Origin of the sequence: Aminobacter ciceronei, assembly GCF_014138625.1 — a bacterium.
Lineage (GTDB): Bacteria > Pseudomonadota > Alphaproteobacteria > Rhizobiales > Rhizobiaceae > Aminobacter > Aminobacter ciceronei.
Genome location: NZ_JACJHY010000003.1, coordinates 228,789 through 248,527, shown reverse-complemented (window position 1 = coordinate 248,527; position 19,739 = coordinate 228,789). Strand labels below are relative to the sequence as shown.

21 protein-coding genes are annotated in these 19,739 nt (G+C 64.6%); 5 read left to right on the top strand and 16 right to left on the bottom strand.

Annotation, left to right across the window (positions count from 1 at the left end):
- Positions 1 to 2: 2 nt before the first annotated feature.
- The 7 genes from kdpA to ubiE form a co-directional block, all read right to left on the bottom strand.
- On the bottom strand, positions 3 to 1,706 hold the full coding sequence (gene kdpA / locus HNQ95_RS05115) for a potassium-transporting ATPase subunit KdpA (RefSeq protein ID WP_154384688.1): 1,704 nt from the start codon (positions 1,704 to 1,706) through the stop codon (positions 3 to 5).
- A 31-nt stretch (positions 1,707 to 1,737) separates the two neighbouring features.
- Complete coding sequence (kdpF, locus tag HNQ95_RS05110) at positions 1,738 to 1,827, bottom strand: K(+)-transporting ATPase subunit F (protein ID WP_067954606.1); 90 nt, start codon at positions 1,825 to 1,827, stop codon at positions 1,738 to 1,740.
- A 369-nt stretch (positions 1,828 to 2,196) separates the two neighbouring features.
- Complete coding sequence (gene gstA, locus HNQ95_RS05105) at positions 2,197 to 2,802, bottom strand: glutathione transferase GstA (protein ID WP_182573551.1); 606 nt, start codon at positions 2,800 to 2,802, stop codon at positions 2,197 to 2,199.
- 126 nt (positions 2,803 to 2,928) lie between these two features.
- A complete protein-coding gene (coaBC, locus tag HNQ95_RS05100) occupies positions 2,929 to 4,146 on the bottom strand; it encodes a bifunctional phosphopantothenoylcysteine decarboxylase/phosphopantothenate--cysteine ligase CoaBC (RefSeq protein WP_182573552.1) in 1,218 nt (405 codons plus the stop codon).
- 9 nt (positions 4,147 to 4,155) lie between these two features.
- Positions 4,156 to 4,371, bottom strand: coding sequence for a type II toxin-antitoxin system VapC family toxin (locus HNQ95_RS05095; RefSeq protein WP_210289147.1), 216 nt, complete (start codon positions 4,369 to 4,371; stop codon positions 4,156 to 4,158).
- A gap of 16 nt (positions 4,372 to 4,387) precedes the next feature.
- On the bottom strand, positions 4,388 to 5,962 hold the full coding sequence (gene ubiB / locus HNQ95_RS05090; protein ID WP_182573553.1) for a 2-polyprenylphenol 6-hydroxylase: 1,575 nt from the start codon (positions 5,960 to 5,962) through the stop codon (positions 4,388 to 4,390).
- Between the two features lie 13 nt (positions 5,963 to 5,975).
- Complete coding sequence (ubiE, locus tag HNQ95_RS05085) at positions 5,976 to 6,752, bottom strand: bifunctional demethylmenaquinone methyltransferase/2-methoxy-6-polyprenyl-1,4-benzoquinol methylase UbiE (protein WP_154384683.1); 777 nt, start codon at positions 6,750 to 6,752, stop codon at positions 5,976 to 5,978.
- A 110-nt stretch (positions 6,753 to 6,862) separates the two neighbouring features.
- Here ubiE and HNQ95_RS05080 point away from each other — a divergent pair, with 110 nt between their 5' ends.
- The 3 genes from HNQ95_RS05080 (at position 6,863) to HNQ95_RS05070 (ending at position 9,209) form a co-directional block, all read left to right on the top strand.
- Positions 6,863 to 7,837, top strand: coding sequence for an adenosine deaminase (locus HNQ95_RS05080; protein ID WP_067954616.1), 975 nt, complete (start codon positions 6,863 to 6,865; stop codon positions 7,835 to 7,837).
- Positions 7,838 to 7,939: 102 nt separating this feature from the next.
- Entirely contained in the window at positions 7,940 to 8,566 is a 627-nt protein-coding gene (upp, locus tag HNQ95_RS05075) for a uracil phosphoribosyltransferase (RefSeq protein ID WP_067954623.1), read from the top strand.
- A 100-nt stretch (positions 8,567 to 8,666) separates the two neighbouring features.
- Positions 8,667 to 9,209: a retropepsin-like aspartic protease family protein gene (locus HNQ95_RS05070; RefSeq protein ID WP_182573554.1), complete on the top strand. Its 543-nt coding sequence runs from the start codon at positions 8,667 to 8,669 to the stop codon at positions 9,207 to 9,209.
- A gap of 3 nt (positions 9,210 to 9,212) precedes the next feature.
- Here the strand turns inward: HNQ95_RS05070 and HNQ95_RS05065 are convergent, their stop codons facing one another.
- A complete protein-coding gene (locus HNQ95_RS05065; protein ID WP_182573555.1) occupies positions 9,213 to 10,169 on the bottom strand; it encodes an AraC family transcriptional regulator in 957 nt (318 codons plus the stop codon).
- A 75-nt stretch (positions 10,170 to 10,244) separates the two neighbouring features.
- Here HNQ95_RS05065 and HNQ95_RS05060 point away from each other — a divergent pair, with 75 nt between their 5' ends.
- A complete protein-coding gene (locus tag HNQ95_RS05060; protein WP_182573556.1) occupies positions 10,245 to 11,459 on the top strand; it encodes an MFS transporter in 1,215 nt (404 codons plus the stop codon).
- Between the two features lie 33 nt (positions 11,460 to 11,492).
- Here the strand turns inward: HNQ95_RS05060 and deoA are convergent, their stop codons facing one another.
- The 6 genes from deoA to HNQ95_RS05030 form a co-directional block, all read right to left on the bottom strand.
- The gene (deoA, locus tag HNQ95_RS05055) at positions 11,493 to 12,812 is read right to left on the bottom strand and encodes a thymidine phosphorylase (RefSeq protein ID WP_182573557.1); all 1,320 of its coding nucleotides are present in this window, start codon (positions 12,810 to 12,812) and stop codon (positions 11,493 to 11,495) included.
- Between the two features lie 63 nt (positions 12,813 to 12,875).
- Positions 12,876 to 13,682, bottom strand: a complete 807-nt coding sequence (locus tag HNQ95_RS05050; protein ID WP_182573558.1) for a purine-nucleoside phosphorylase — start codon at positions 13,680 to 13,682, stop codon at positions 12,876 to 12,878.
- Entirely contained in the window at positions 13,679 to 14,071 is a 393-nt protein-coding gene (gene cdd, locus HNQ95_RS05045) for a cytidine deaminase (protein WP_182573559.1), read from the bottom strand. The genes HNQ95_RS05050 and cdd overlap by 4 nt, the downstream gene beginning before the upstream one ends.
- Positions 14,072 to 14,073: 2 nt before the next feature.
- Positions 14,074 to 15,045 carry an ABC transporter permease gene (locus tag HNQ95_RS05040; protein WP_182573560.1) on the bottom strand — a complete coding sequence of 324 codons (972 nt, stop codon included), beginning with the start codon at positions 15,043 to 15,045 and terminating at the stop codon, positions 14,074 to 14,076.
- Between the two features lies 1 nt (position 15,046).
- Complete coding sequence (locus HNQ95_RS05035) at positions 15,047 to 16,189, bottom strand: ABC transporter permease (protein WP_067954655.1); 1,143 nt, start codon at positions 16,187 to 16,189, stop codon at positions 15,047 to 15,049.
- Positions 16,186 to 17,718 (bottom strand): ABC transporter ATP-binding protein, encoded by a 1,533-nt coding sequence (locus tag HNQ95_RS05030; protein ID WP_182573561.1) that lies wholly within the window; start codon positions 17,716 to 17,718, stop codon positions 16,186 to 16,188. Before HNQ95_RS05030 ends, HNQ95_RS05035 begins: the two co-directional genes overlap by 4 nt.
- A 181-nt stretch (positions 17,719 to 17,899) precedes the next feature.
- Here HNQ95_RS05030 and HNQ95_RS05025 point away from each other — a divergent pair, with 181 nt between their 5' ends.
- Positions 17,900 to 18,109: a SlyX family protein gene (locus HNQ95_RS05025; RefSeq protein ID WP_182573562.1), complete on the top strand. Its 210-nt coding sequence runs from the start codon at positions 17,900 to 17,902 to the stop codon at positions 18,107 to 18,109.
- Between the two features lie 20 nt (positions 18,110 to 18,129).
- Here the strand turns inward: HNQ95_RS05025 and HNQ95_RS05020 are convergent, their stop codons facing one another.
- Entirely contained in the window at positions 18,130 to 18,501 is a 372-nt protein-coding gene (locus tag HNQ95_RS05020) for a VOC family protein (protein ID WP_067954660.1), read from the bottom strand.
- An 81-nt stretch (positions 18,502 to 18,582) separates the two neighbouring features.
- A complete protein-coding gene (locus HNQ95_RS05015; protein WP_067954662.1) occupies positions 18,583 to 19,572 on the bottom strand; it encodes a BMP family lipoprotein in 990 nt (329 codons plus the stop codon).
- Positions 19,573 to 19,739 lie beyond the last annotated feature (167 nt).

The window sequence follows — 19,739 nt, the reverse complement described above, 5'->3', positions numbered from 1 at the left end:
CATCAGAACGTCTGGCCGACGATCATGGCGAGGTGCTCGACGATCGGGCCGACGGCGAGCGCCGGGAAGAAGGTCAGGCCGCCGACAATCAGAATGACGCCGGCAAGCAGGCCGACGAACAGCGGGCTGTCGGTGGGGAAGGTGCCAGCGGAAGCGGGAACCGTCTTCTTGGTGACCAGCGAACCGGCGATGGCGAGTGCCGGTATGATGACCAGGAAGCGGCCCATCAGCATGGCGAGACCAATTGTTATGTTGTACCAGGGCGTGTTGCCGGTGAGACCGCCGAAGGCCGAGCCGTTGTTGGCCGCGCCCGAGGTGTAGGCGTAGAGGATCTCGGAGAAGCCGTGCGGACCCGGCGTGCCGACTGAAGCCACGGCACTCGGCAACAGCACGGCGATGGCCGTGAAGCCGAGCATGGCGAGCGGCAGGCACAGGATGGCAAGCACGGCCATCTTGATTTCCTTGGCCTCGATCTTCTTGCCGAGATATTCCGGCGTGCGGCCGACCATCAGGCCGGCGACGAAGATGGCAATGACGACGAACATCAGGATACCGTAGAAGCCGGCGCCGACGCCGCCGACGATGACCTCGCCGAGTTCCATGTTGATCAGCGGGATCATGCCGCCGAGGGCTGTGAACGAGCCGTGCATGGCGTTGACCGCACCGCAGGAGGCAGCCGTAGTGATGACGGCGAAGAGCGACGACAGGACGATGCCGAAGCGGGCTTCCTTGCCTTCCATGTTGCCGCCGTCGATGCCCAGCGCGTGCACCAGCGGGTTGCCGGCAGCCTCGGCCCAGTAGGTGATGGCGACGCCGGCGACAAACAGGATGCCCATGGTGGCGAAGATCGCCCAGCCCTGGCGCTGGTTGCCGACCATGCGTCCGAAAACGTTGGTGAGTGCAGCACCCAGCGCGAAGATCGAGACCATCTGGATAAAGTTGGAGATAGCGTTAGGGTTTTCGAACGGATGTGCGGAGTTGGCGTTGAAGAAGCCGCCGCCATTGGTGCCGAGCATCTTGATGGCGAGCTGCGAGGCGACTGGTCCCACAGCGATGGTCTGCTGAGCTCCCTCGACGGTGGTGGCAGCGATGTAGGAACCGACCGTCTGCGGCACGCCGAGCCAGACATAAGCGAGCGTGAGCACGATGCAGAGCGGCAAAAGCACGTAGAGCGTGGTGCGCGTCAGATCGACCCAGAAGTTGCCGATCGACTTGCCCGAGGCGCGGGCGAAACCGCGGATCAGCGCCATACCGATGGCGATGCCGGTGGCGGCCGAGACGAAGTTCTGCACCGTCAGGCCGGCCATTTGCACGAGATAGGACATCGTGCTTTCGCCGCCGTAGTTCTGCCAGTTGGTGTTGGTCATGAAGCTGACGGCAGTGTTGAAGGCGAGCTCGGGCGGCACAGCACCCATGGCTGCCGGGTTGAAGGGCAGCGCGCCCTGGAACCTCTGCATCGCATAAAGCAGCAGGAAGCCGGCGATGTTGAAAGACAGCATGGCGGCGGCATAGCCAGTCCAGTGCTGGTCCTCGCGCTCGCTGGTGCCGGCAAGCCGGTAGAGCACGCGCTCAACCGGGCCGAGCAGCGGCGACAAGAACGTGCGCTCGCCAGTAAAGACGCGGGTCATGTAGCCGCCGAGCGGCTTCACGAGCAGAATGATGACCGCGCAGAATGCGGCGATCTGTATCCAGCCATTGATGGTCATTTGAGAAGCTTTCCGTGCGAGCGCTGAGCGGTCAGAACCGTTCGGGGCGGATGAGCGCGTAGGTCAGATAGGCAAGCAGGAACACGGTCACTGCGCCGCCGAGGATGTATTCGAGCAACATTTGGCGTTCCTTCAGAGGATGTCGCAGGCTTTGACGTAGGCGAAGCACAAGGCGAAGAAGACCACGCCTATGGCGAGAACGAAGATGTCCATCTTCGAAAACTCCTGTTCCGTTGAAACCTTAAGCCGAGGGCGTAAGGACCATCCCCACGCGCCAAACGACGGCGTCAGGCATGCTGACGACGTTGGCCGGGTCTGGATTTCGCAAAGGAATATGGCTCCGAACCACATTAAGGTTCGAGAGAGCGGGGCGGACAAAGAAATAGGAATGCCATAAAGAAAACGACCCCAAGGCGTGAGCCTCGAGGCCGTCAATAATCAAGTCGGCAATTGCCGGTTCAACAGCGGCGGCAGTTGCTGGAGCCGGAGATCAGGCCAGGCCTTCGGCGCGCAGGGCCTTCTGCACGGCCGGGCGGGCAGCCACGGTGCCGAGATAGCGCTGGATGTTGGCAAAGGAAGACAGATCGATGCCGACATGCTTGGCCCAGCCGAGGATCGTCCAGAGATAGGCGTCAGCCGCAGTGAAGGCATCGCCCATCAGATAGGCGCGGCCGTCGAGCTTGCCGTCGACATAGGCCAGGCGCCTGGCGAGCAGCTCGCGGTTGATCTCCTTGGTGGCCTCGGGCGTGTTGGGCTTGAAGAAGGCGCCGAAGACCTTGTGCAGTTCGGTGGCGACGAAGGCCAGCCACTGCTGAACACGGTAGCGCGCCATGTCGCCGGCCTTGGGCATCAGGCCGCTCTCGGGCTTCTGGTCAGCGAGGTACTGCACCAGGACGGAGGATTCGGTCATCAGCTCGCCATCGCCGAGCACCAGCGCCGGCACATAGCCGTTGGGATTGGTGGCAAGGAAGTCCTGCTGGGTTTCAGTGGTCTTGGTCTTGCCGTCGACCTTGACGAGTTCGAGGTCGATGCCGACTTCGTTGGCGACGATGTGCGGGGCCAGCGAACAGGCGCCGGGCATGTAGAAAAGCTTCATGTCTTGGAGAACTCCGGATGGTGGTCGACCCTCACCTCGCATGCGCGTGCGGGGTGGCCAAGCATCCATCCGGTGAACACTCTGTTGCAGCCGGCGCAGACCCGTCAGCGAAAAGATCGCCGGGGCTCAGACCGTGACTGTCCCGAGCCTTTCGGCGATCAGTTGGGCGAGCCGCTCGGCGACCTCTTCCTTGGGCAAATCAGGCCATTCGTCGACGCCCGCCTTGCTCACGATCTTAACCCGGTTGCGGTCGCCACCCATGACGCCGCCTTCGTGGCTGACATCGTTGGCGACGATGAAGTCGGCGCCCTTCCTGGCCAGCTTGGCCTGGGCATTTTTGAGAACGTCCTGGGTCTCGGCAGCGAAACCTATGACCAGATAGGGACGCTTGGCGTGGTGGCCGACGCCGGCGAGAATGTCGGGGTTCTCGACCATCTGCAGCGCCGGCGGCCCCTCGCCCGCCACCTTCTTGATCTTCTCATCGGCAGAGGCGGCTGTGCGCCAGTCGGCGACGGCGGCGACAAAGATGGCAGCATCGGCCGGTAGCAGTTGTTCGACCGCATCGCGCATCTCGCGCGCGCTTTCGACATGCACCGTCTTCACACCGGCAGGATCTGGAATGGTCACCGGGCCGGAGACGAGGCGCACATCGGCGCCGAGCCGGGCGAGCGAGGCGGCGAGCGCATGACCCTGCTTGCCCGACGAGCGGTTGGCGATGTAGCGCACGGGATCGATGGGCTCGTGCGTCGGGCCTGAGGTGATGATGATCTTGCGGCCCGACAGCGGCTTCGGCCTGATGTCGAGCAGTTCCTCGACCGCTCCGACGATCTGCAACGGCTCGGCCATGCGGCCCTCGCCTGCCTCGTTGCTTTCGGCCATCTCGCCTTTCATCGGGCCGATGAAATGGATGCCGTCCTTTTCCAGCGTGGCGCGGTTGCGGCGCGTCGCCGGATTCGACCACATGCGCGGGTTCATGGCCGGCGCAAACAGTACCTTCTTGTCGGCGGCAAGCAGCACGGCAGAGGCGAGGTCGGAGGCATGGCCGTTGGCGAGCTTGGCCATCAGGTCGGCGGTGGCCGGGGCAACGACGATCAGGTCGGCCTCGCGCGCCAGCCTGATGTGGCCGACATCCTGCTCGTCCTGGCGGTCGAAGAGATCGGTGAAGACGTGGTCGGCGGTGAGTGCGCCAACCGACAGAGGCGTGATGAACTCCTGGGCGGCAGAGGTCATGACCGCCCGGACGGATGCGCCGCGCTCGCGCAACCGACGGATCAGGTCGAGCGACTTGTAGGCCGCGATGCCGCCGCCGATGATAAGCAGGATGCGCTTGCCGGAAAGGAACATGCTTGGCCCTCAAGCCGGCTTCAGCGCCGGCACGATGTCGGTATGGATGAAATCATCGCCCTTGAAAAGCGGCGGCACGTTCCGGGTTTTGGCGAGCAGCCGAGTACAGCAGTCGCCGAAGTTGAGATTGACCGCATGGCTCGAACCCTTCCCGAAGCGGCGATGCGCGTCTGACGCAAAAGTAGCGCCGACGGGGGGCGCATTCAATGCCGGCACTGCCAGCAATGCCGGCATTGTCCGATCAGAGCAGTTGCCAGGCGATGTAGACCAGCGTCAGCGCAATGACCCACAGCGCAATGCGACCGGAGCGGGTGTGGCGCGCTTCGGCCTTGCCGATGGCGCGCGCGGTCGCGGCATCGAAGCGCAGGCCGTTTTCGGCCATGGCGTCGATCTCGCGCGACAGCCTTTCGGCGCGGGCGGAGAGGTCGGGGGCTTGGCGGGCCAGCGACAGAAGCGCGCCAAGACCGTCACGGGCATCGATCATCAGGCCGCGCGGGCCGAGATTTCCAGCGATCCAGTTGCCGACCACGGGTTCGGCCGTCTTCCACATGTTGAAGGCCGGGTCCAACGTGCGGGCAACACCCTCGACGACGACCATGGTCTTCTGCAGCAGCACCAGTTCGGGCCGCGTCTCCATATCGAACAGCTCGGTGACCTCGAACAAAAGGGTCAAGAGCTTGGCCATCGAGATGGTTTCGGCCGGCTGGCCGTGGATCGGCTCGCCGATGGCGCGGATCGCCTGGGCGAAGGCCGCGACATTGTGGTGGCGCGGCACATAGCCGGCCTCGAAATGCACTTCGGCGACACGCATGTAGTTGCGGGTGATGAAGCCGTAGAGGATCTCGGCAAGGAAGCGCTGCTCCTTCTTGCCGAGACGGCCGGAGATGCCGAGATCGACGGCAACGATGTCGCCATTGGCGTCGACGAACATGTTGCCGGGGTGCATGTCGGCATGGAAGAAGCCGTCGCGCAGCGTATGCCGCAGGAACGACTGTACCAGCGTCGCGGCGATCGCCTGGAGATCGAAGCCTGCGGCGCGCAGCCCTTCGATGTCGTTGAGCTTGACGCCGTCGATCCACTCCATGGTGAGCACGTCGCGGCCGGTGCGCTCCCAGTCGACAGACGGCACGCGGAAGCCGGGATCATCCCTGGTGTTTTCGCCAAGTTCGGAATAGGCCGCCGCCTCAAGGCGGAAGTCCATCTCGATCTTGGTTGTCTGGGCCATCGTCTCGGTGATCTCGACCGGACGCAGGCGGCGGCTCGACGGAACGAAACGCTCCTGCAGCCGGGCTGCCAGGAAGTAGCTTTCGAGATCCTGGAAGAAGCGGCGGCGCACGCCGGGGCGGATGACCTTGACGGCGACCTTGCGCGGGCCTTCCGGCGTCGCAACTTCGGCCGGGTGGACCTGGGCGATGGACGCGGCGGCAATCGGCGCGCCGATGCTGAGATAGAGATCGGAGACCTTGCGGCCGAGAGAACCTTCGATCGCCTCGACGGCTTCCGACATCGGGAAGGTCGCCATGCTGTCCTGGAGCAACGCCAGGTCGAGCGCGATGTCGTCGCCGACGACGTCAGGGCGGGTCGCCAGGAACTGGCCGAGCTTGACGTAGGACGGACCAAGGCGGGCGACCGCCTTGGCAAGGCGATCGCTGCGCACGCTCTTGCGGGCGCGGCGCCGGGTCAGCAGGCGCGCCACCTGCCAGCCGATCTTCGGCAGGCCCTCGAGCTGGTCGCCGGGCAACGCCGCGACCACGCCTTCACGCACAAGCACCCAGCCCGCACGCGCGAGCCGGAACGACGCTCCGAGACTGCTCATCGCGCGCCGTCCGTCAAAGCTTCCAGCCCGAGTGCAGTGCTGCGATGCCGCCGGTGTAGTTGCGGAAGGTGACGCGGTCGAAGCCGGCGCGGGTGATCATTGCGGCAAAGTTCTGCTGGTTGGGAAACTTGCGGATCGATTCGACGAGATAGGCGTAGGGCTCGCCGTCGCCTGTCACGGCCTGGCCGATGCGCGGAATGGCATTGAACGACCAGGCTTCGTAGATCTTGTCGAGCAAGGGCATCTCGACCTCGGAGAATTCGAGGATCAAAAGGCGCCCGCCCGGCTTCAGCACGCGCCAGGCTTCCGACAGCGCCACATCGATGCGCGGCACGTTGCGGATGCCGAAAGCGATGGTGTAGGCGTCGAAGGTCTCGTCGGCGAAGGGCAGTTCCTCGGCGTTTGCCTCGACGAAATCCGTCTTGTCGGCAAGGCCGCGCTTTTCGGCGCGCTCGCGGCCGACGCCAAGCATCGAGCCGTTGATGTCGAGCACGGTGGCATGCGCGTTGCCATGCGAGGCGTCGACGATGCGGAAGGCGATGTCACCGGTGCCGCCGGCAACGTCGAGCACCTTCCAACCCGGACGCCTGGGCGGGTTGAGCCAGGCAACCATTGCGTCTTTCCAGATACGGTGCAGGCCGCCCGACATCAGGTCGTTCATCACGTCATAGCGGTCGGCGACCTTGTGGAAGACCTCGTTGACCAGGCCCTGCTTGTCGCCAGCTCCCACATTGCGGAAACCGTAGGAGGTTTCCATGCCGCCGACAGCCGTCGTCCGTTGTTCTGACATTTTGTTGTCCAATCAAATCCGGCGGGACCATAGCCGATCACACCAGCGGGCGCTATTGTTTGAGGCGCGGTTTTAGGCCGCGCCCGCGCCGACAACACAAGGAACAAGGAATGCCTTTGAAAGCCGAGCTGCACTGCCACATAGAAGGTGCGGCGGCACCCGAACTCGTCGTCCGCCAGGCGCAGAAATACGGCAAGGACGTCTCACCCTTCATCCAGAACGGCTCCTTCGTCTGGAACGACTTCACCTCGTTCCTTGCGGCCTACGACTTCGCCGCCGACCTTTTCCGCACCGAAGAGGACTACGCCCGGCTTTCAGAACACTACCTGACCAGCCTCGCCCGTGACGGCGCGATCTATTCGGAAGTGTTCACTTCGCCCGACCATGCCATCAAAGCCGGGCTGTCGCCCAAGGCCTATACCGACGCGCTCGGCGAAGGCATGCTGCGGGCCAAGGCCAAGACAGGCATCGAGGGCCGGATGATCGTCACCGGCGTGCGCCATGTCGGTGTCGAATCGATCGAGGCGGCGGCACGCTTTGCCGCCAGGTGCAACCATCCACTGGTGACCGGCTTCGGCGTCGCCGGCGACGAGCGTATGGGCGAGTTCGAGGATTATGTGCGCGCCTTCGAGATCGCCCGCGAGGCCGGCCTCGGCATCACCATCCATGCCGGCGAACTGCTGGGCTGGGAGAGCGTGGCGCAGGCGCTCGACCACATCAAGCCATCGCGCATCGGCCATGGCGTACGCGCAATCGAAAACCCCGATCTGGTCAAACGCATCGCCGACGAAGGCATCGTGCTGGAAGTCTGCCCGGGGTCGAACATCGCGCTCAAGGTGTTCGACAGCTTTGCCGACCACCCCTTCCCCAAGTTCCGGGCGGCTGGTTGCAAGGTGACGCTGAGCTCCGACGATCCGCCCTATTTCTGGACCAGCCTGAAGCGCGAATATGACATTGCCACTGAGCATTTCGGCATGGACGACAAGGCGCTGATGGCGACGACCCGCACGGCGATCGAGGCCGCTTTCGTCGACAGGAAGACCAAAGCAGCACTTCTTGCCCGTCTCGACGGCCATAAACGCTGAATTTGGCCGACAAAACTGTGGTTCAAGGCTGGCGCGACATTGGTCGGCGGCGCGCCAGCCGATAGAATGGCCTGAATTACCCGAGTTTCAGGAGCGTAAGCCATGACCGTGACCGTCGTCGACCATCCGCTTGTGCAGCACAAGCTGACCATCATGCGCGACAAGGAAACCTCGACGGCCGGCTTTCGGCGGCTGCTGCGCGAGATCTCCCTGCTGCTCGGCTACGAGGTGACGCGCGACCTCGAACTGACCACCAAAATGATCGAAACGCCGATCGAGACGATGGAGGCGCCGACGCTCGAAGGCAAGAAGCTGGTGTTCGCCTCGGTGCTGCGCGCCGGCAATGGCCTGCTCGAAGGCCTGCTCGACCTGGTGCCGGCAGCCCGCGTCGCCCATGTCGGGCTTTATCGCGACCACGAGACGCTGGAGGCGGTAGAGTATTTCTTCAAGGCGCCAAGCGACCTCGGCGACCGCCTGGTGATCGTCGTCGACCCGATGCTGGCCACCGCCAATTCAGCGATCGCGGCGATCGACAAGCTGAAGGGCCGTGGCGCCACCAACCTGCGCTTCCTGTGCCTGCTGGCCTCGCCCGAAGGCATCGAGCGCTTCACCAAGGCGCACCCGGATGTTCCGGTGTTCACCGCCTCGATCGACCGCGAGCTCAACGAGCGGGGCTACATCATCCCCGGCCTCGGCGACGCCGGCGACCGTATGTACGGCACCAAATAGGCCTTAACCCACGGTTTACCGCCTTTGACATCGGGATGGCTGCGTTAAAGCCACGATCACCTTGTCCGGACTATCGTGACGCCTCAAATCAGGGCGTCACATGCTGCGTAAGCTCATCATATTCGGTGTCTGTGCCGGCGCATCCGCGTCGGTGCCCATGCTGTGGGACAAGGACGGTGAGAAGTTCAAGGCTTTGACCGAGATGGCGACGGGCACCATTACGCCGGCGCCCAAGCCCGTCGAACCCAGTGCTGCGACTGCCTCCACCGCCGGACGCAGCGTCAAGATCGACGCCGACATGCGCGGCCATTTCACGGCAAGCTTCAAGATCAACGGTCGCTCGGTCGACGCAATGGTCGACACCGGGGCGACGCTGGTGGCGATCAACGTTTCGACCGCGCGCAAGGCCGGGGTGAAAGTCGCGCCGGGGGATTTCACCCAGCAGGTCAACACTGCAAATGGTGCTGCGCGCGCAGCGCTTTCGCGCATCGACCGACTGCAGATCGGCCGGATCAGCGTCGACGACGTGCCGGTGGTGGTGCTCGAGGACAAGGCCCTCGACGGCACGCTGATCGGAATGAGCTTCCTGTCGCGACTCAAGAAGTACCAGGTCGAAAATGGCGCGCTGCTTCTGGTGCAGTGAGACTCAGGCCGCGGTTTGCTGATCCGCAGTCCTGAAGTGGCCGGGCGGATGGCCGATAACGCGCTTGAAGGCGCGGCTGAAGGCAGCTTCCGAATCGTAGCCCAGCCGTGACGCCACGACCGAGATGCGCAGGCGGTCGCGGACCAGCCACTGCCGCGCCTGGTGCATCCTGACCTGAGTGACGTAGCGCGCCGGCGTTTCGCCGACGATCGCCGCGAAGCGGTCGGCGAAGCCGGAGCGCGATGCGCCCATCATCCGAGCCAGCGCCTCGACCGTCCAGTTGTGGCTCGGTTCGAGATGGATCGCGGCCAGCACCTTGCCGATCTTGGGATCCCTGACCGCGGCGATCCAGCCGCTGGAATCGCCGCAGCCGCGCTCGACCCATGAACGAATGATGATGGCGGCGAGCACGTCGGCGAGCCGGGCGACGATGCCGGCGGAACCGACGCGCTCGAGCTTGACCTCGCGGGCCATGGTTTCGAGCATGTGAGTGATACCGGGGTCATGCGCCTCGAGTTCGGTCGTGCGCATGACGTCAGGCATCATGCCGAGCAGCGGGTGCAGGCCGTCGAGGTTGAAATACATGCTGCCGCAGAACAGCAGCGTGCCCGGCCGGCAGCCCTCGGTCGAAAGACAGAAGACCTTCTCGCAGATCTGCTTGATCTCGTAGCCATTGATCGGCGACGATTTTGCGCCTGGCTCGCTGGAGATCACATGGGCCACGCCGCGCGGCAGGAGCACGGCGTCGCCGCAGCGAAGCTCGACCCATTCGCCCGAGGGTTGGCGCAGCCAGCACGCCTTCTGTCCGACGAAGTAGAAGCGTGCCGTTGCCTGGGCCGGGAATTCGATGTTCCACGGCTCCTTCAGTTCCCAGCGGCCATATTCGACGCCTTCGAGGCGCAAACCCCTGAGGATATCGGTCAGCGGGTCGGCGGCAAGTTTGGACGAACGATCATTCATACTGGCGTATCTAGCATGGAAACGCCAAATCGTCACCCCCATGTTGCACCGCACTGCAATCGGAGAGCCTCCCAAATGAACGATATCGTAACCGCAACGCTGGACGGCATTCCGATCCAGAAAGCGAAGGCCGAGGAGCGCGCGGAACCCCTGTGGGGCGCCGTTCTGTCGTTGTCGCTCGGCGTGTTCGGCCTTGTGACAGCGGAATTCCTGCCGGCCAGCCTGCTGACGCCGCTGGCGCAGGATCTCGGCATCACCGAAGGCACCGCCGGACAAGCGGTGACGGCGACTGCCGTCATCGCCGCGATCGCCGCGCCGACAATGGCTATCGCGACAAGGAAGATCGACCGACGGCATGTGATGATCGGATTGTCGCTGTTGCTGGTCGTGTCGAGCCTGCTCGCGGCAACCGCCTGGTCACTGCCGTCGCTTTTGTTCGCGCGTGTGCTCCTGGGCGTGGCACTCGGCGGCTTCTGGTCGATGTCGGCGGCCATCGCGATGCGGCTGGTGCCCAGCGAGGTGCTGCTGCGCGCCATGTCGATCATCCTGACCGGCGTTTCGGTGGCGACCGTCTGCGCCGCCCCCGTGGGCGCCTATGTCGGCGACGTCTGGGGTTGGCGCAGCGCCTTCATCATCGCTGCCGGCGTCGGTTTGGTCACGCTGATCGTGCAGTTCGCCACGCTGCCCAAGCTTCCGCCCATCAGCATCGCCAGCTTCGGTGCCCTGCGTGACGTCTCCCGCAACCCGATGATCCGCGTGGGGCTGCTGCTGGTCATCCTGACCGCGTCCGGCCATTTCGCCGGCTTCACCTATTTCCGAGCCTTCCTCGAGCAGGTGCCGGCACTCGGCATCGAGACCATATCGCTGGTGCTGCTGGCCTTCGGCATTGGCGGCTTCTTCGGCAATCTCGCCGGCGGTTTCATGGCCGAACGCAGCCTGCGGTCGGCGGTGACGTTGGCTCCGTTGCTCATCGCCATCTCGGCACTGGCGCTGCTGTTGGCGGGTTCGTCGGCCGGGATCGCGGGCGTCGCCATCGCCGCGTGGGGCTTTGCCTTCGGCGCGGTGCCGGTGGGCGTGCAGACCTGGATGGTACGCGCAGCGCCCGACCAGGCTGAAAGTGCCGGCGGCCTGATGGTCGCGACCTTCCAGGTGGCGATCGCGCTGGGTGCGGTGTTCGGCGGCGTGCTGGTCGACACTGCAGGCGTCAACAGTGCCTTCATCTACAGCGGTGCCGCGACCCTGCTGGCTGCAATCGCCGTTGCCTGCTTCGGCAGGAAGCACGCAAGCTGACCTCAAGGGATGTGACTTGCGCCGCGTGGTTTACTAGCTGCGCGGCGCAATGCGTCTGGCGACCACCTTCGCCGCCACTGGCCTGGCTTCATCCAGCGTGTAGCAGGCAAGCACCGAAGCGGCAGCCGTCTCCGCTGCAAGCGGGCTGCGGGCATGGATGCGGGCGAGCGCCTCACCGGCCCTCACTTCGGCACCGACAGGAAGCAGCCCGGTAATGCCGACGGCATGGTCGACGTTGTCCTCGGGCCGGGTGCGGCCGCCGCCCAGGGCGACGACCGCAAGGCCGATGTCACGGGTTGCGATTGCCGAGACGAAGCCGCCGCGCGGGGCTTTCACCACCAGTTCCACATCTGCCTTGGGCAGATATTTGGCCGCGTTCGTCACGAAATCCACGGGGCCGCCGAGCACAAAAACCATGCGGCCGAAGATGTCGGCGGCGGTGCCGTCTTCGAGCGCCGTGCGTGCCTGCTGAAGCCCCTCGCGCTGCGAGCTCGCCCGGCCGGCTGACAGCAGCATGTCGGCGGCGAGCGCCAGCGTGACCTCTTCGAGGCGCGGGTCGCGGAAGCGGCCGGTGAGGAAATCGACGGCGTTCCGGACCTCGACCGCGTTGCCGGCGGCGGAGGCCAGCGGCTCGTTCATGCCGGTGATTAGGGCTGTGGTCCTGAGACCCGCGCCATTGGCGACCTCGACGAGGCTGGTGGCCAGTGCCGAGGCGTCGCGCGCGCTTTCCATGAAGGCGCCGTTACCGATCTTGACGTCGAGCACCAGCGAGCCGAGGCCGGCAGCAAGCTTCTTGGACAGGATCGAAGCGGTGATGAGCGGCACCGATTCGACCGTCGCGGTGACGTCGCGAATGCTGTAGAAACGCTTGTCGGCAGGCGCGAGGTCTGATGTCTGGCCGATGATGGCGCAGCCGGCTTCGCGCACCGTGCGCCGCAACAGCGCAAGGTCGGGCTGGCTGGCGTAGCCCGGGATCGAATCCATCTTGTCGAGCGTGCCGCCGGTGTGGCCGAGGCCGCGGCCCGAAATCATCGGCACATAGGCGCCGCAGGCGGCAACGATGGGCGCCAGCATGAGCGAGACATTGTCGCCGACACCGCCGGTGGAGTGCTTGTCGGTGGCGGGACCCGGCAGGTCGGACCAGTCGAGCACATCGCCGGAATCACGCATGGCCGTGGTCAGCGCCACCGCCTCGTCGCGACTCATGCCGTTGAAGAAGACGGCCATGCCGAAAGCCGCGATCTGGCCTTCCGAGACGGCGCCAGAGGTGATGCCGCCAACGAAGGCGGCGATTTCGGCCGGGGCGAGAGCCTTGCCGTCGCGCTTGCGGCGGATGATTTCCTGCGGGAGCATCAGATGGCGCTCGCGGCCGGCGAAGCTTGGCGCTCGGCGTTCTCCGCGGTCGCCGCCCTGCCCTCAGCCATCGATCGGGCCCTTCTCGAACATCTTGCGCAGGACGGTGGCGAGGCGGCCGCCGCCGATGGGGGCCATGTCCTTGGTTTCGCGATGCGACAGCTCGGCCCCGGTCATGCCGGCGGCGAGGTTGGTGATGACCGAGCAGGCGAGCACCTTGAGGCCGAGGAAGCGGGCGATGATCGCTTCCGGCACCGTTGACATGCCGACCGCATTGGCGCCGAACATGCGGGCCATGCGAATCTCGGCCGGCGTCTCGAAGGACGGGCCGGAGAACCACATGTAGACGCCCTTGTGCAGGTCGATGCTTGCTGCCGCGGCGGCGGTCTCGAACGCCTTGCGCAGACCGGCATCATAGGCCTCGGTCATGCCGACGAAGCGGCGGTCGGTCGGCTCGCCGAACAGCGGATTGGCGCCGGCGAAATTGATGTGGTCCTCGATCAGCATGATCGAGCCGGGCAGCATGCCGGGGTCGACGGAGCCGGCGGCATTGGTCAGCACGAGCTGGGTGACACCGATGCCGGCGAGCGTCTCGAGCGCCGGACGCATGACCGAGGCATCGCCATGCTCGTAATAATGCGCGCGGCCGGCCATCATGATGACCGGCTGGCCACCGAACAGGCCGGCAACGAGCTCTCCGGCATGGCCGGTCACGCCGCTTCGGGGGAAACCGGGCAAGGCGGCGTAAGGGATGCGGATGGCGTCTTCGACCTCGTCGACGAGGCCGCCAAGGCCGGAACCCAGCACCATGGCGGTCGCCGGCGCAAGACCGTCGAGCTGCTCGACGAGACGATCGACGGCTTCCTTCATTTCAGGATCTCCCCCTGGAACCCGTAGGGCAGCATCTGGCCCATGGTGACAGTTTCGACGATGCCGGCATCGTCGCAGAGATAGAGTTTGGTGTCCGGACCGGTGAATTCGGCCAGGCGCTGGCGGCAGCCGCCGCAGGGTGTGATGCGGGCCATGCGCTCGGCAACGACGGCGATCTCGGTGATCTTGCCGCCGCCGCCCATGATGTAGTGGCCAAGTGCGGTGGTCTCGGCGCACCAGCCCTCGGGATAGGACGCAACCTCGATGTTGGCGCCGGCAAAGATGCGTCCATCTTCGGTGCGCAGTGCCGCGCCAACCGGAAACTTCGAATAGGGCGCATAAGCCTTGGCCATGGCGGCGGTCGCCGCCTGGAACAGATCGTGGGACAAGATCAGCGCTCCTTCACATAGGGCACGCCGCCGGCGCGAGGCGGGATGGCCTTGCCGATGAAGCCGGCAAGCAGGATGACGGTAAGGATGTAGGGCAGTGCCTGCATCAGCTGAACCGGCACTTTGCCGATGATCGGCAGGGGAGACCCCTGCAGGCGGATCGACAGCGCGTCGAGGAAACCGAACAACAGGCAGGCGAACATGGCCGGCACCGGTTTCCATTTGGCGAAGATCAGCGCAGCGAGCGCGATGTAGCCGCGGCCGGCCGTCATGTCCTTGACGAAGCCGGCATTCTGGGCGAGCGCCATGTAGGAGCCGGCAAGGCCTGTCAGGATGCCGGTGCAGATGACGGCACGATAGCGCAGCCAGGCAACCGAGATGCCGGCGGTGTCCACGGCCGCCGGGTTCTCGCCGACGGCGCGCAGGCGCAGGCCGAAGCGAGTGCGGAACAGCACCCACCAGGTGAACGGCACGGCGAGGAAAGCGACATAGGTCAGCAGCGAATGGCCCGACAGCAGGCCGGAATAGGGCTGGCCGACGACAGGCACGTCGCGCAACGCATCGGCGAAAGGCAGGTTGACTGCGCCGAAGCGGCCTTCCGGCGGCAGCGAGGGCGTGCGCCCGCCCTGCTGGAACCAGGCCTGACCGAGGATGATCGTCGAACCGGCAGCGATGAAGTTGATCGCGACGCCAGAGACGATCTGGTTGCCGCGATGGGTGATCGAGGCAAAGCCATGGACCAAGGCCATGCCGACCGACACCAGGACGGCGATCAGCAGGCCGATCCACGCCGAGGCGAAGACGGCTGCGGCCGCCGCGCCGGCGAAGGCGCCGGCCAGCATCTTGCCTTCAAGGCCGATGTCGAAAACGCCGGCGCGTTCCGAATAGAGGCCGGCCAGGCAGGCGAGCAGCAGCGGCACCGAAACACGGATTGTCGAGTTCAGGATGTTGATGAGCGCGTCGATGAATTCCATGTCAGGCGCGCTCCCCTTTGGTCGCCGTGATGCCGACGGATCGCGGGCTGAAGCTCGCGAAGATGCCCTGGATGGCCGGGCGGAACATGTGCTCGAGCGCGCCGGCAAACAGGATCACCAGGCCCTGGATGATGACGATCATGTCGCGGGAGATGTTCGGCATCTCGAAGGCCAGTTCGGCACCGCCCTGGTAGAGCATGCCGAACAGGACCGCCGCCGGCACGATGCCGGCCGGATGCGATCGGCCCATCAGCGCCACCGCGATGCCGACGAAGCCGGCGCCGGAGACGAAATCGAGCGGCACATTGTGCTGGTCGCCCATGATCGGGTTGAGCGCCATCATGCCGGCGAGCGCGCCCGAAATCAGCATGGTGACGATGATGATGCGGGTTTCCGAGATGCCGGCGTAGCGCGCCGCCTTCGAGCTGAAGCCGAAGGTGCGGATCTCGTAGCCGAGCTTGGTGCGCCAGATCAGCACCCAGACCAGGAAGGCCATGACCAGCGCCAACAGGAACGAGACGTTGAGCGGCGCCGAGGGCCGGACGGTGAGGCCGAATTCGGCGAGCAGCCAGCCGAGCTTGGGCAATTGCCCGCCTTCGACGAACTGGCGCGTCTGCGGCGCCATCGAGCCGGCCGGCTTCAGCACGTTGACGAGCATGTAGACCATCACCGAGGCGGCGATGAAGTTGAACATGATGGTGGTGATGACGATGTGCGAGCCGCGCTTGGCCTGGAGATAGGCCGGAATCAGCGCCCACAACGCGCCGAACAGTGCCGAGGCGATGATCGCCATCGGAAAGACGACCCACCAGGGCAGCGTGCTGTCGAAGGCAAGGACGACGATGGCGATGCCGAGGCCGGCGATATAGGCTTGGCCCTCGCCGCCGATGTTGAACAGGCCGCAATGGAAAGCGACCGCGACGGCCAGGCCGGTGAAGATGAAGTTGGTGGCGTAGAACAGCGTGTAGGCGAGGCCCTGGCCGCTGCCGAAGGCACCTTCGACAAGGATGACGGCGGCGCGCAGCGGGTTTTCGCCGACAAGCAGCACGACGAGGCCAGCGACGACGAACGCGACGAGCAGGTTGATCAGTGGAATGAGCCCGTAGTCGGCCCAGGCCGGGAGTTTTGCGTAAGGCGTGCTCATTCGGCGGCCTCCTTGTGTTCGACGCCTGCCATCAGAAGCCCCAGCTCGCCTTCGCCGGTTTCGGGTCCGCGTTCGCCGACGACGCGGCCGGCGAACATCACCAGGATGCGGTCGGAGAGCGAGCGGATCTCGTCGAGCTCGACCGAGACCAGCAGAACCGCCTTGCCCTGGTCGCGCATGGCGATCAGGCGCTTGTGGATGAATTCGATGGCGCCGACATCGACGCCGCGGGTCGGTTGGCCGACGATCAGCACCCCGGGGTCCTGTTCGATCTCGCGCGCGAGCACGATCTTCTGCTGGTTGCCGCCGGAGAAATTGGCGGTCTTGAGCCGAGGATTGGCCGGGCGGATGTCGTATTTCTCGATCTTTTCCTGCGCGTCCTTCTGGATCGCGTCGAGATTGAGGAACGGTCCTTTGAGATATTGCGGCTTGTCGTGATAGCCGAGGATCGAGTTCTCGCTTTCGTCGAAAGCAAGCACCAGGCCGACATGATGCCGATCCTCCGGCACATGGGCGAGGCCGCGGTCGCGCAATTCGCCGGGGTCGGCCTGGCCGGTCAGATCAATCGGCTTGCCGTCGAGCATGACCGTCCCCGAGACCGCCTTGCGGATGCCGGAAACGGCTTCCATCAGTTCCGACTGGCCGTTGCCGGCGACACCGGCGATGCCGACGATCTCGCCGGCGCGGATGTCGAAGGATACGTCGTCGACCATGGTGACGCCGCGCGAATCCTTGACCGTCAGGTTCTTGACCGAAAGCTTGACGGCGCCGGGCTTGGCCTCGCCCTTTTCGACGCGCAACAGCACGCGGCGGCCAACCATCAGCTCGGCCAGCTCCTCGACGGTGGTTTCCCTGGTCTTGCGTGTGGCGACCATCGTGCCCTGGCGCATCACCGAGACGTTGTCGGTGATGGCCATGATCTCGCGCAGTTTGTGGGTGATCAGCACCACCGTCTTGCCCTGTTCCTTGAGCTGCTGGAGGATGCGGAACAGGTGGTCGGCTTCAGCCGGGGTGAGCACGCCGGTGGGCTCGTCGAGGATGAGGATTTCAGCACCCCGATACAGTGCCTTGAGGATTTCGACGCGCTGCTGCAGGCCGACAGGCAGTTCCTCGATGATCGCATCTGGATCGACCTCGAGGCCGTATTCCTGTTCCAGCCGGCGCAGCTCGGAGCGCGCCTTGGCGATGGACTTGTTGAGCAGCGCCTCGCCTTCTGCACCGAGAATGACGTTTTCCAGCACCGAGAAATTCTCGACCAGCATGAAGTGCTGATGCACCATGCCAATGCCGGCGGCGATGGCATCGTTGGGTGTCTTGATGCTGGCCGGCTTGCCGTTGACGCGGATTTCGCCGCTGTCGGCCTGATAGAAGCCGTAGAGGATCGACATCAGCGTCGACTTGCCCGCGCCGTTTTCTCCAATGATGCCGTGGATCGTCCCGCGCGGTATCTCGAGCGCGATGTCGCGGTTGGCGCGGACAGCACCAAAACTCTTGTTGATGCCGATCAGTTCGATAGCTGCTTCCGCCATACGACCGTCCCACCTCAGGTTCTTATGTTCTTGTTATGGCTTGCCGAAAGAGCTAGCACGCCGATACTGCCCTGCCAATCGGCTCGCCTGGTGACCCCAAGGAATTGACCGCTCCGCGGTCGATTTCGAGGCAACGACCGATATGACGGCCCAATGAGGATCGCCCCAATGAGGATCGACCATGACCACGCCCGATGACCGGCTGACGACGCTCGAAATACGCGCCGCTGAGCAGGAGCATACGATCGAGGAGCTTTCCGGCCAGATCGCCGAACAGTGGAAGGCCATCGAGCGGATGCAGAAGAAGCTCGACGCCCTCACCGAGCGCTTCCTGGTGCTCGAGGAGCAGACGTCACCCGACACGCCGGTGACCAAGCCGCCCCACTGGTGACGCCGCGCCAGAGCCAAGCCTCAGGCCAGACCAGCCGCTTCGGATGGCTGCCACAGCTCGATCGGATTGCCCTCAGGATCGTGAATCCGGCAGAACCGGCCGACCTCGGAGTCCCACTCCGCCCGCGTTTCCACCGCGATGCCGGCTGCCTTCAGCTCGGCCATCGCGGCATCGAGGTCATCGACGCGCAGGTTGATCAGCCATTGCTGCTCTGGACGGCCGAAATACTCGGTGTCGCGACTGAAAGGCGAAAGGATCGTCGGCCCCGCCTGCTGCTGCCAGACAGCGCGCGAGATGTCTGAAATGCCGAGGTGCTGTTCGTACCAGGCAGCGAGTGCCTGAGGATTCTTGGCGCGAAAGAAGAAGCCACCAATTCCGGTAACCGTGAACATCGATTGCCGTCCCGAGGACTGGCCCACAATGATCGACGCCGCCGGACCAGGATCCGGCGGCGCGTTTCATTCAGGCAGGGATCAATAGGGGCACTTGTCGTCCGAGGTGTAGTCATGCACCTGGATGGTGCCGGCGATGATGTCGGCTTTGGCCTTTTCGACGGCTGCCTTCATCTCGTCGGTGACGAGCGCCTTGTTGTTATCGTCCATGGCGTAGTCGACGCCACCTTCCTTGAGGCCGAGATTGTTGATGCCGCCTTCGAACTTGTCGTTCTTGGCATCCATGAAGGCGTTGTAGACGGCGACGTCGACGCGCTTGAGCATCGAGGTCAGCACCTTGCCCGGCTGCAGGCCGTTCTGGTTGGAATCGACGCCGATGCCGAGCTTGCCGCCGTCAGCAGCAGCCTGGAGCACGCCGACGCCGGTGCCGCCGGCCGCGGCGTAGATCACGTCAGCGCCCTGCGAGATCTGGGTCTTGGTGATTTCGCCACCCTTGGTCGGGTCGTTCCAGGCGGCAGGCGTGTCGCCGGTCATGTTCTGGATGACTTCGGTCGCACCGGCAGCCTTGGCGCCGCCGACATAACCGCAGCCGAACTTGCGGATCAGCGGAACGTCCATGCCGCCGACGAAGCCGACCTTCTTGGACTGCGAGGCAAGGGCTGCCATGACGCCGACGAGGTAGGAGCCTTCATGCTCCTTGAACACGATCGACTTCACATTGGGCTTTTCGACGACCATGTCGATGATGGCGAACTTGAGGTCCGGATAGTCGGCAGCGACCTTGGCGAGCGCCTCGGACCAGGCAAAGCCTGCCATGACGATCGGGTTGCGGCCATCCTCGGCGAAGCGGCGCAGGGCCTGGTCGCGCTGCGAGGCGTTGGAGACTTCGAACTCGACATAAGGAATGCCGGTTTCGGCCTTGAACTTCTCGGCGCCGTTGTAGGACGCTTCGTTGAACGACTTGTCGAACTTGCCACCGAGATCGTAGAGCAGCGCCGGCTGAACATCAGCGGCGAGCGCCGGAAGGCACATGGCGGTGGCCGCCAGAAGGCCGAGGACGATACGTTTCATGTGATCCACACCCTGTCGGTTGTCTTTTTTGCAATCGCCGCGCGAGCCGTTCCTCCGGCTGCCGCACGGCCCATGGCGAGGATCTCTCCCCCCGCGCATGGCCATATCTTGCACGGGCCAAGACAAAATTCACGCGGAATCTTGACCTTTTGGAAAAATGCACAGGC

Bases quoted from the DNA above. Each gene is read 5' to 3' on its own strand.
- HNQ95_RS05030 (WP_182573561.1), bottom strand. From the start codon at position 17,718: ATGGCGGAAGCAGCTATCGAACTGATCGGCATCAACAAGAGTTTTGGT.
- HNQ95_RS05050 (WP_182573558.1), bottom strand. From the start codon at position 13,682: ATGAAGGAAGCCGTCGATCGTCTCGTCGAGCAGCTCGACGGTCTTGCG.
- ubiE (WP_154384683.1), bottom strand. From the start codon at position 6,752: ATGTCAGAACAACGGACGACGGCTGTCGGCGGCATGGAAACCTCCTAC.
- ubiB (WP_182573553.1), bottom strand. From the start codon at position 5,962: ATGAGCAGTCTCGGAGCGTCGTTCCGGCTCGCGCGTGCGGGCTGGGTG.
- HNQ95_RS05060 (WP_182573556.1), top strand. From the start codon at position 10,245: ATGAACGATATCGTAACCGCAACGCTGGACGGCATTCCGATCCAGAAA.
- kdpF (WP_067954606.1), bottom strand. From the start codon at position 1,827: ATGTTGCTCGAATACATCCTCGGCGGCGCAGTGACCGTGTTCCTGCTT.
- coaBC (WP_182573552.1), bottom strand. From the start codon at position 4,146: ATGTTCCTTTCCGGCAAGCGCATCCTGCTTATCATCGGCGGCGGCATC.
- HNQ95_RS05040 (WP_182573560.1), bottom strand. From the start codon at position 15,045: ATGGAATTCATCGACGCGCTCATCAACATCCTGAACTCGACAATCCGT.
- HNQ95_RS05015 (WP_067954662.1), bottom strand. From the start codon at position 19,572: ATGAAACGTATCGTCCTCGGCCTTCTGGCGGCCACCGCCATGTGCCTT.
- deoA (WP_182573557.1), bottom strand. From the start codon at position 12,812: ATGCTCCCGCAGGAAATCATCCGCCGCAAGCGCGACGGCAAGGCTCTC.
- HNQ95_RS05035 (WP_067954655.1), bottom strand. From the start codon at position 16,189: ATGAGCACGCCTTACGCAAAACTCCCGGCCTGGGCCGACTACGGGCTC.
- HNQ95_RS05070 (WP_182573554.1), top strand. From the start codon at position 8,667: ATGCTGCGTAAGCTCATCATATTCGGTGTCTGTGCCGGCGCATCCGCG.
- HNQ95_RS05025 (WP_182573562.1), top strand. From the start codon at position 17,900: ATGACCACGCCCGATGACCGGCTGACGACGCTCGAAATACGCGCCGCT.
- gstA (WP_182573551.1), bottom strand. From the start codon at position 2,802: ATGAAGCTTTTCTACATGCCCGGCGCCTGTTCGCTGGCCCCGCACATC.
- HNQ95_RS05020 (WP_067954660.1), bottom strand. From the start codon at position 18,501: ATGTTCACGGTTACCGGAATTGGTGGCTTCTTCTTTCGCGCCAAGAAT.
- HNQ95_RS05065 (WP_182573555.1), bottom strand. From the start codon at position 10,169: ATGAATGATCGTTCGTCCAAACTTGCCGCCGACCCGCTGACCGATATC.
- upp (WP_067954623.1), top strand. From the start codon at position 7,940: ATGACCGTGACCGTCGTCGACCATCCGCTTGTGCAGCACAAGCTGACC.
- HNQ95_RS05080 (WP_067954616.1), top strand. From the start codon at position 6,863: ATGCCTTTGAAAGCCGAGCTGCACTGCCACATAGAAGGTGCGGCGGCA.
- kdpA (WP_154384688.1), bottom strand. From the start codon at position 1,706: ATGACCATCAATGGCTGGATACAGATCGCCGCATTCTGCGCGGTCATC.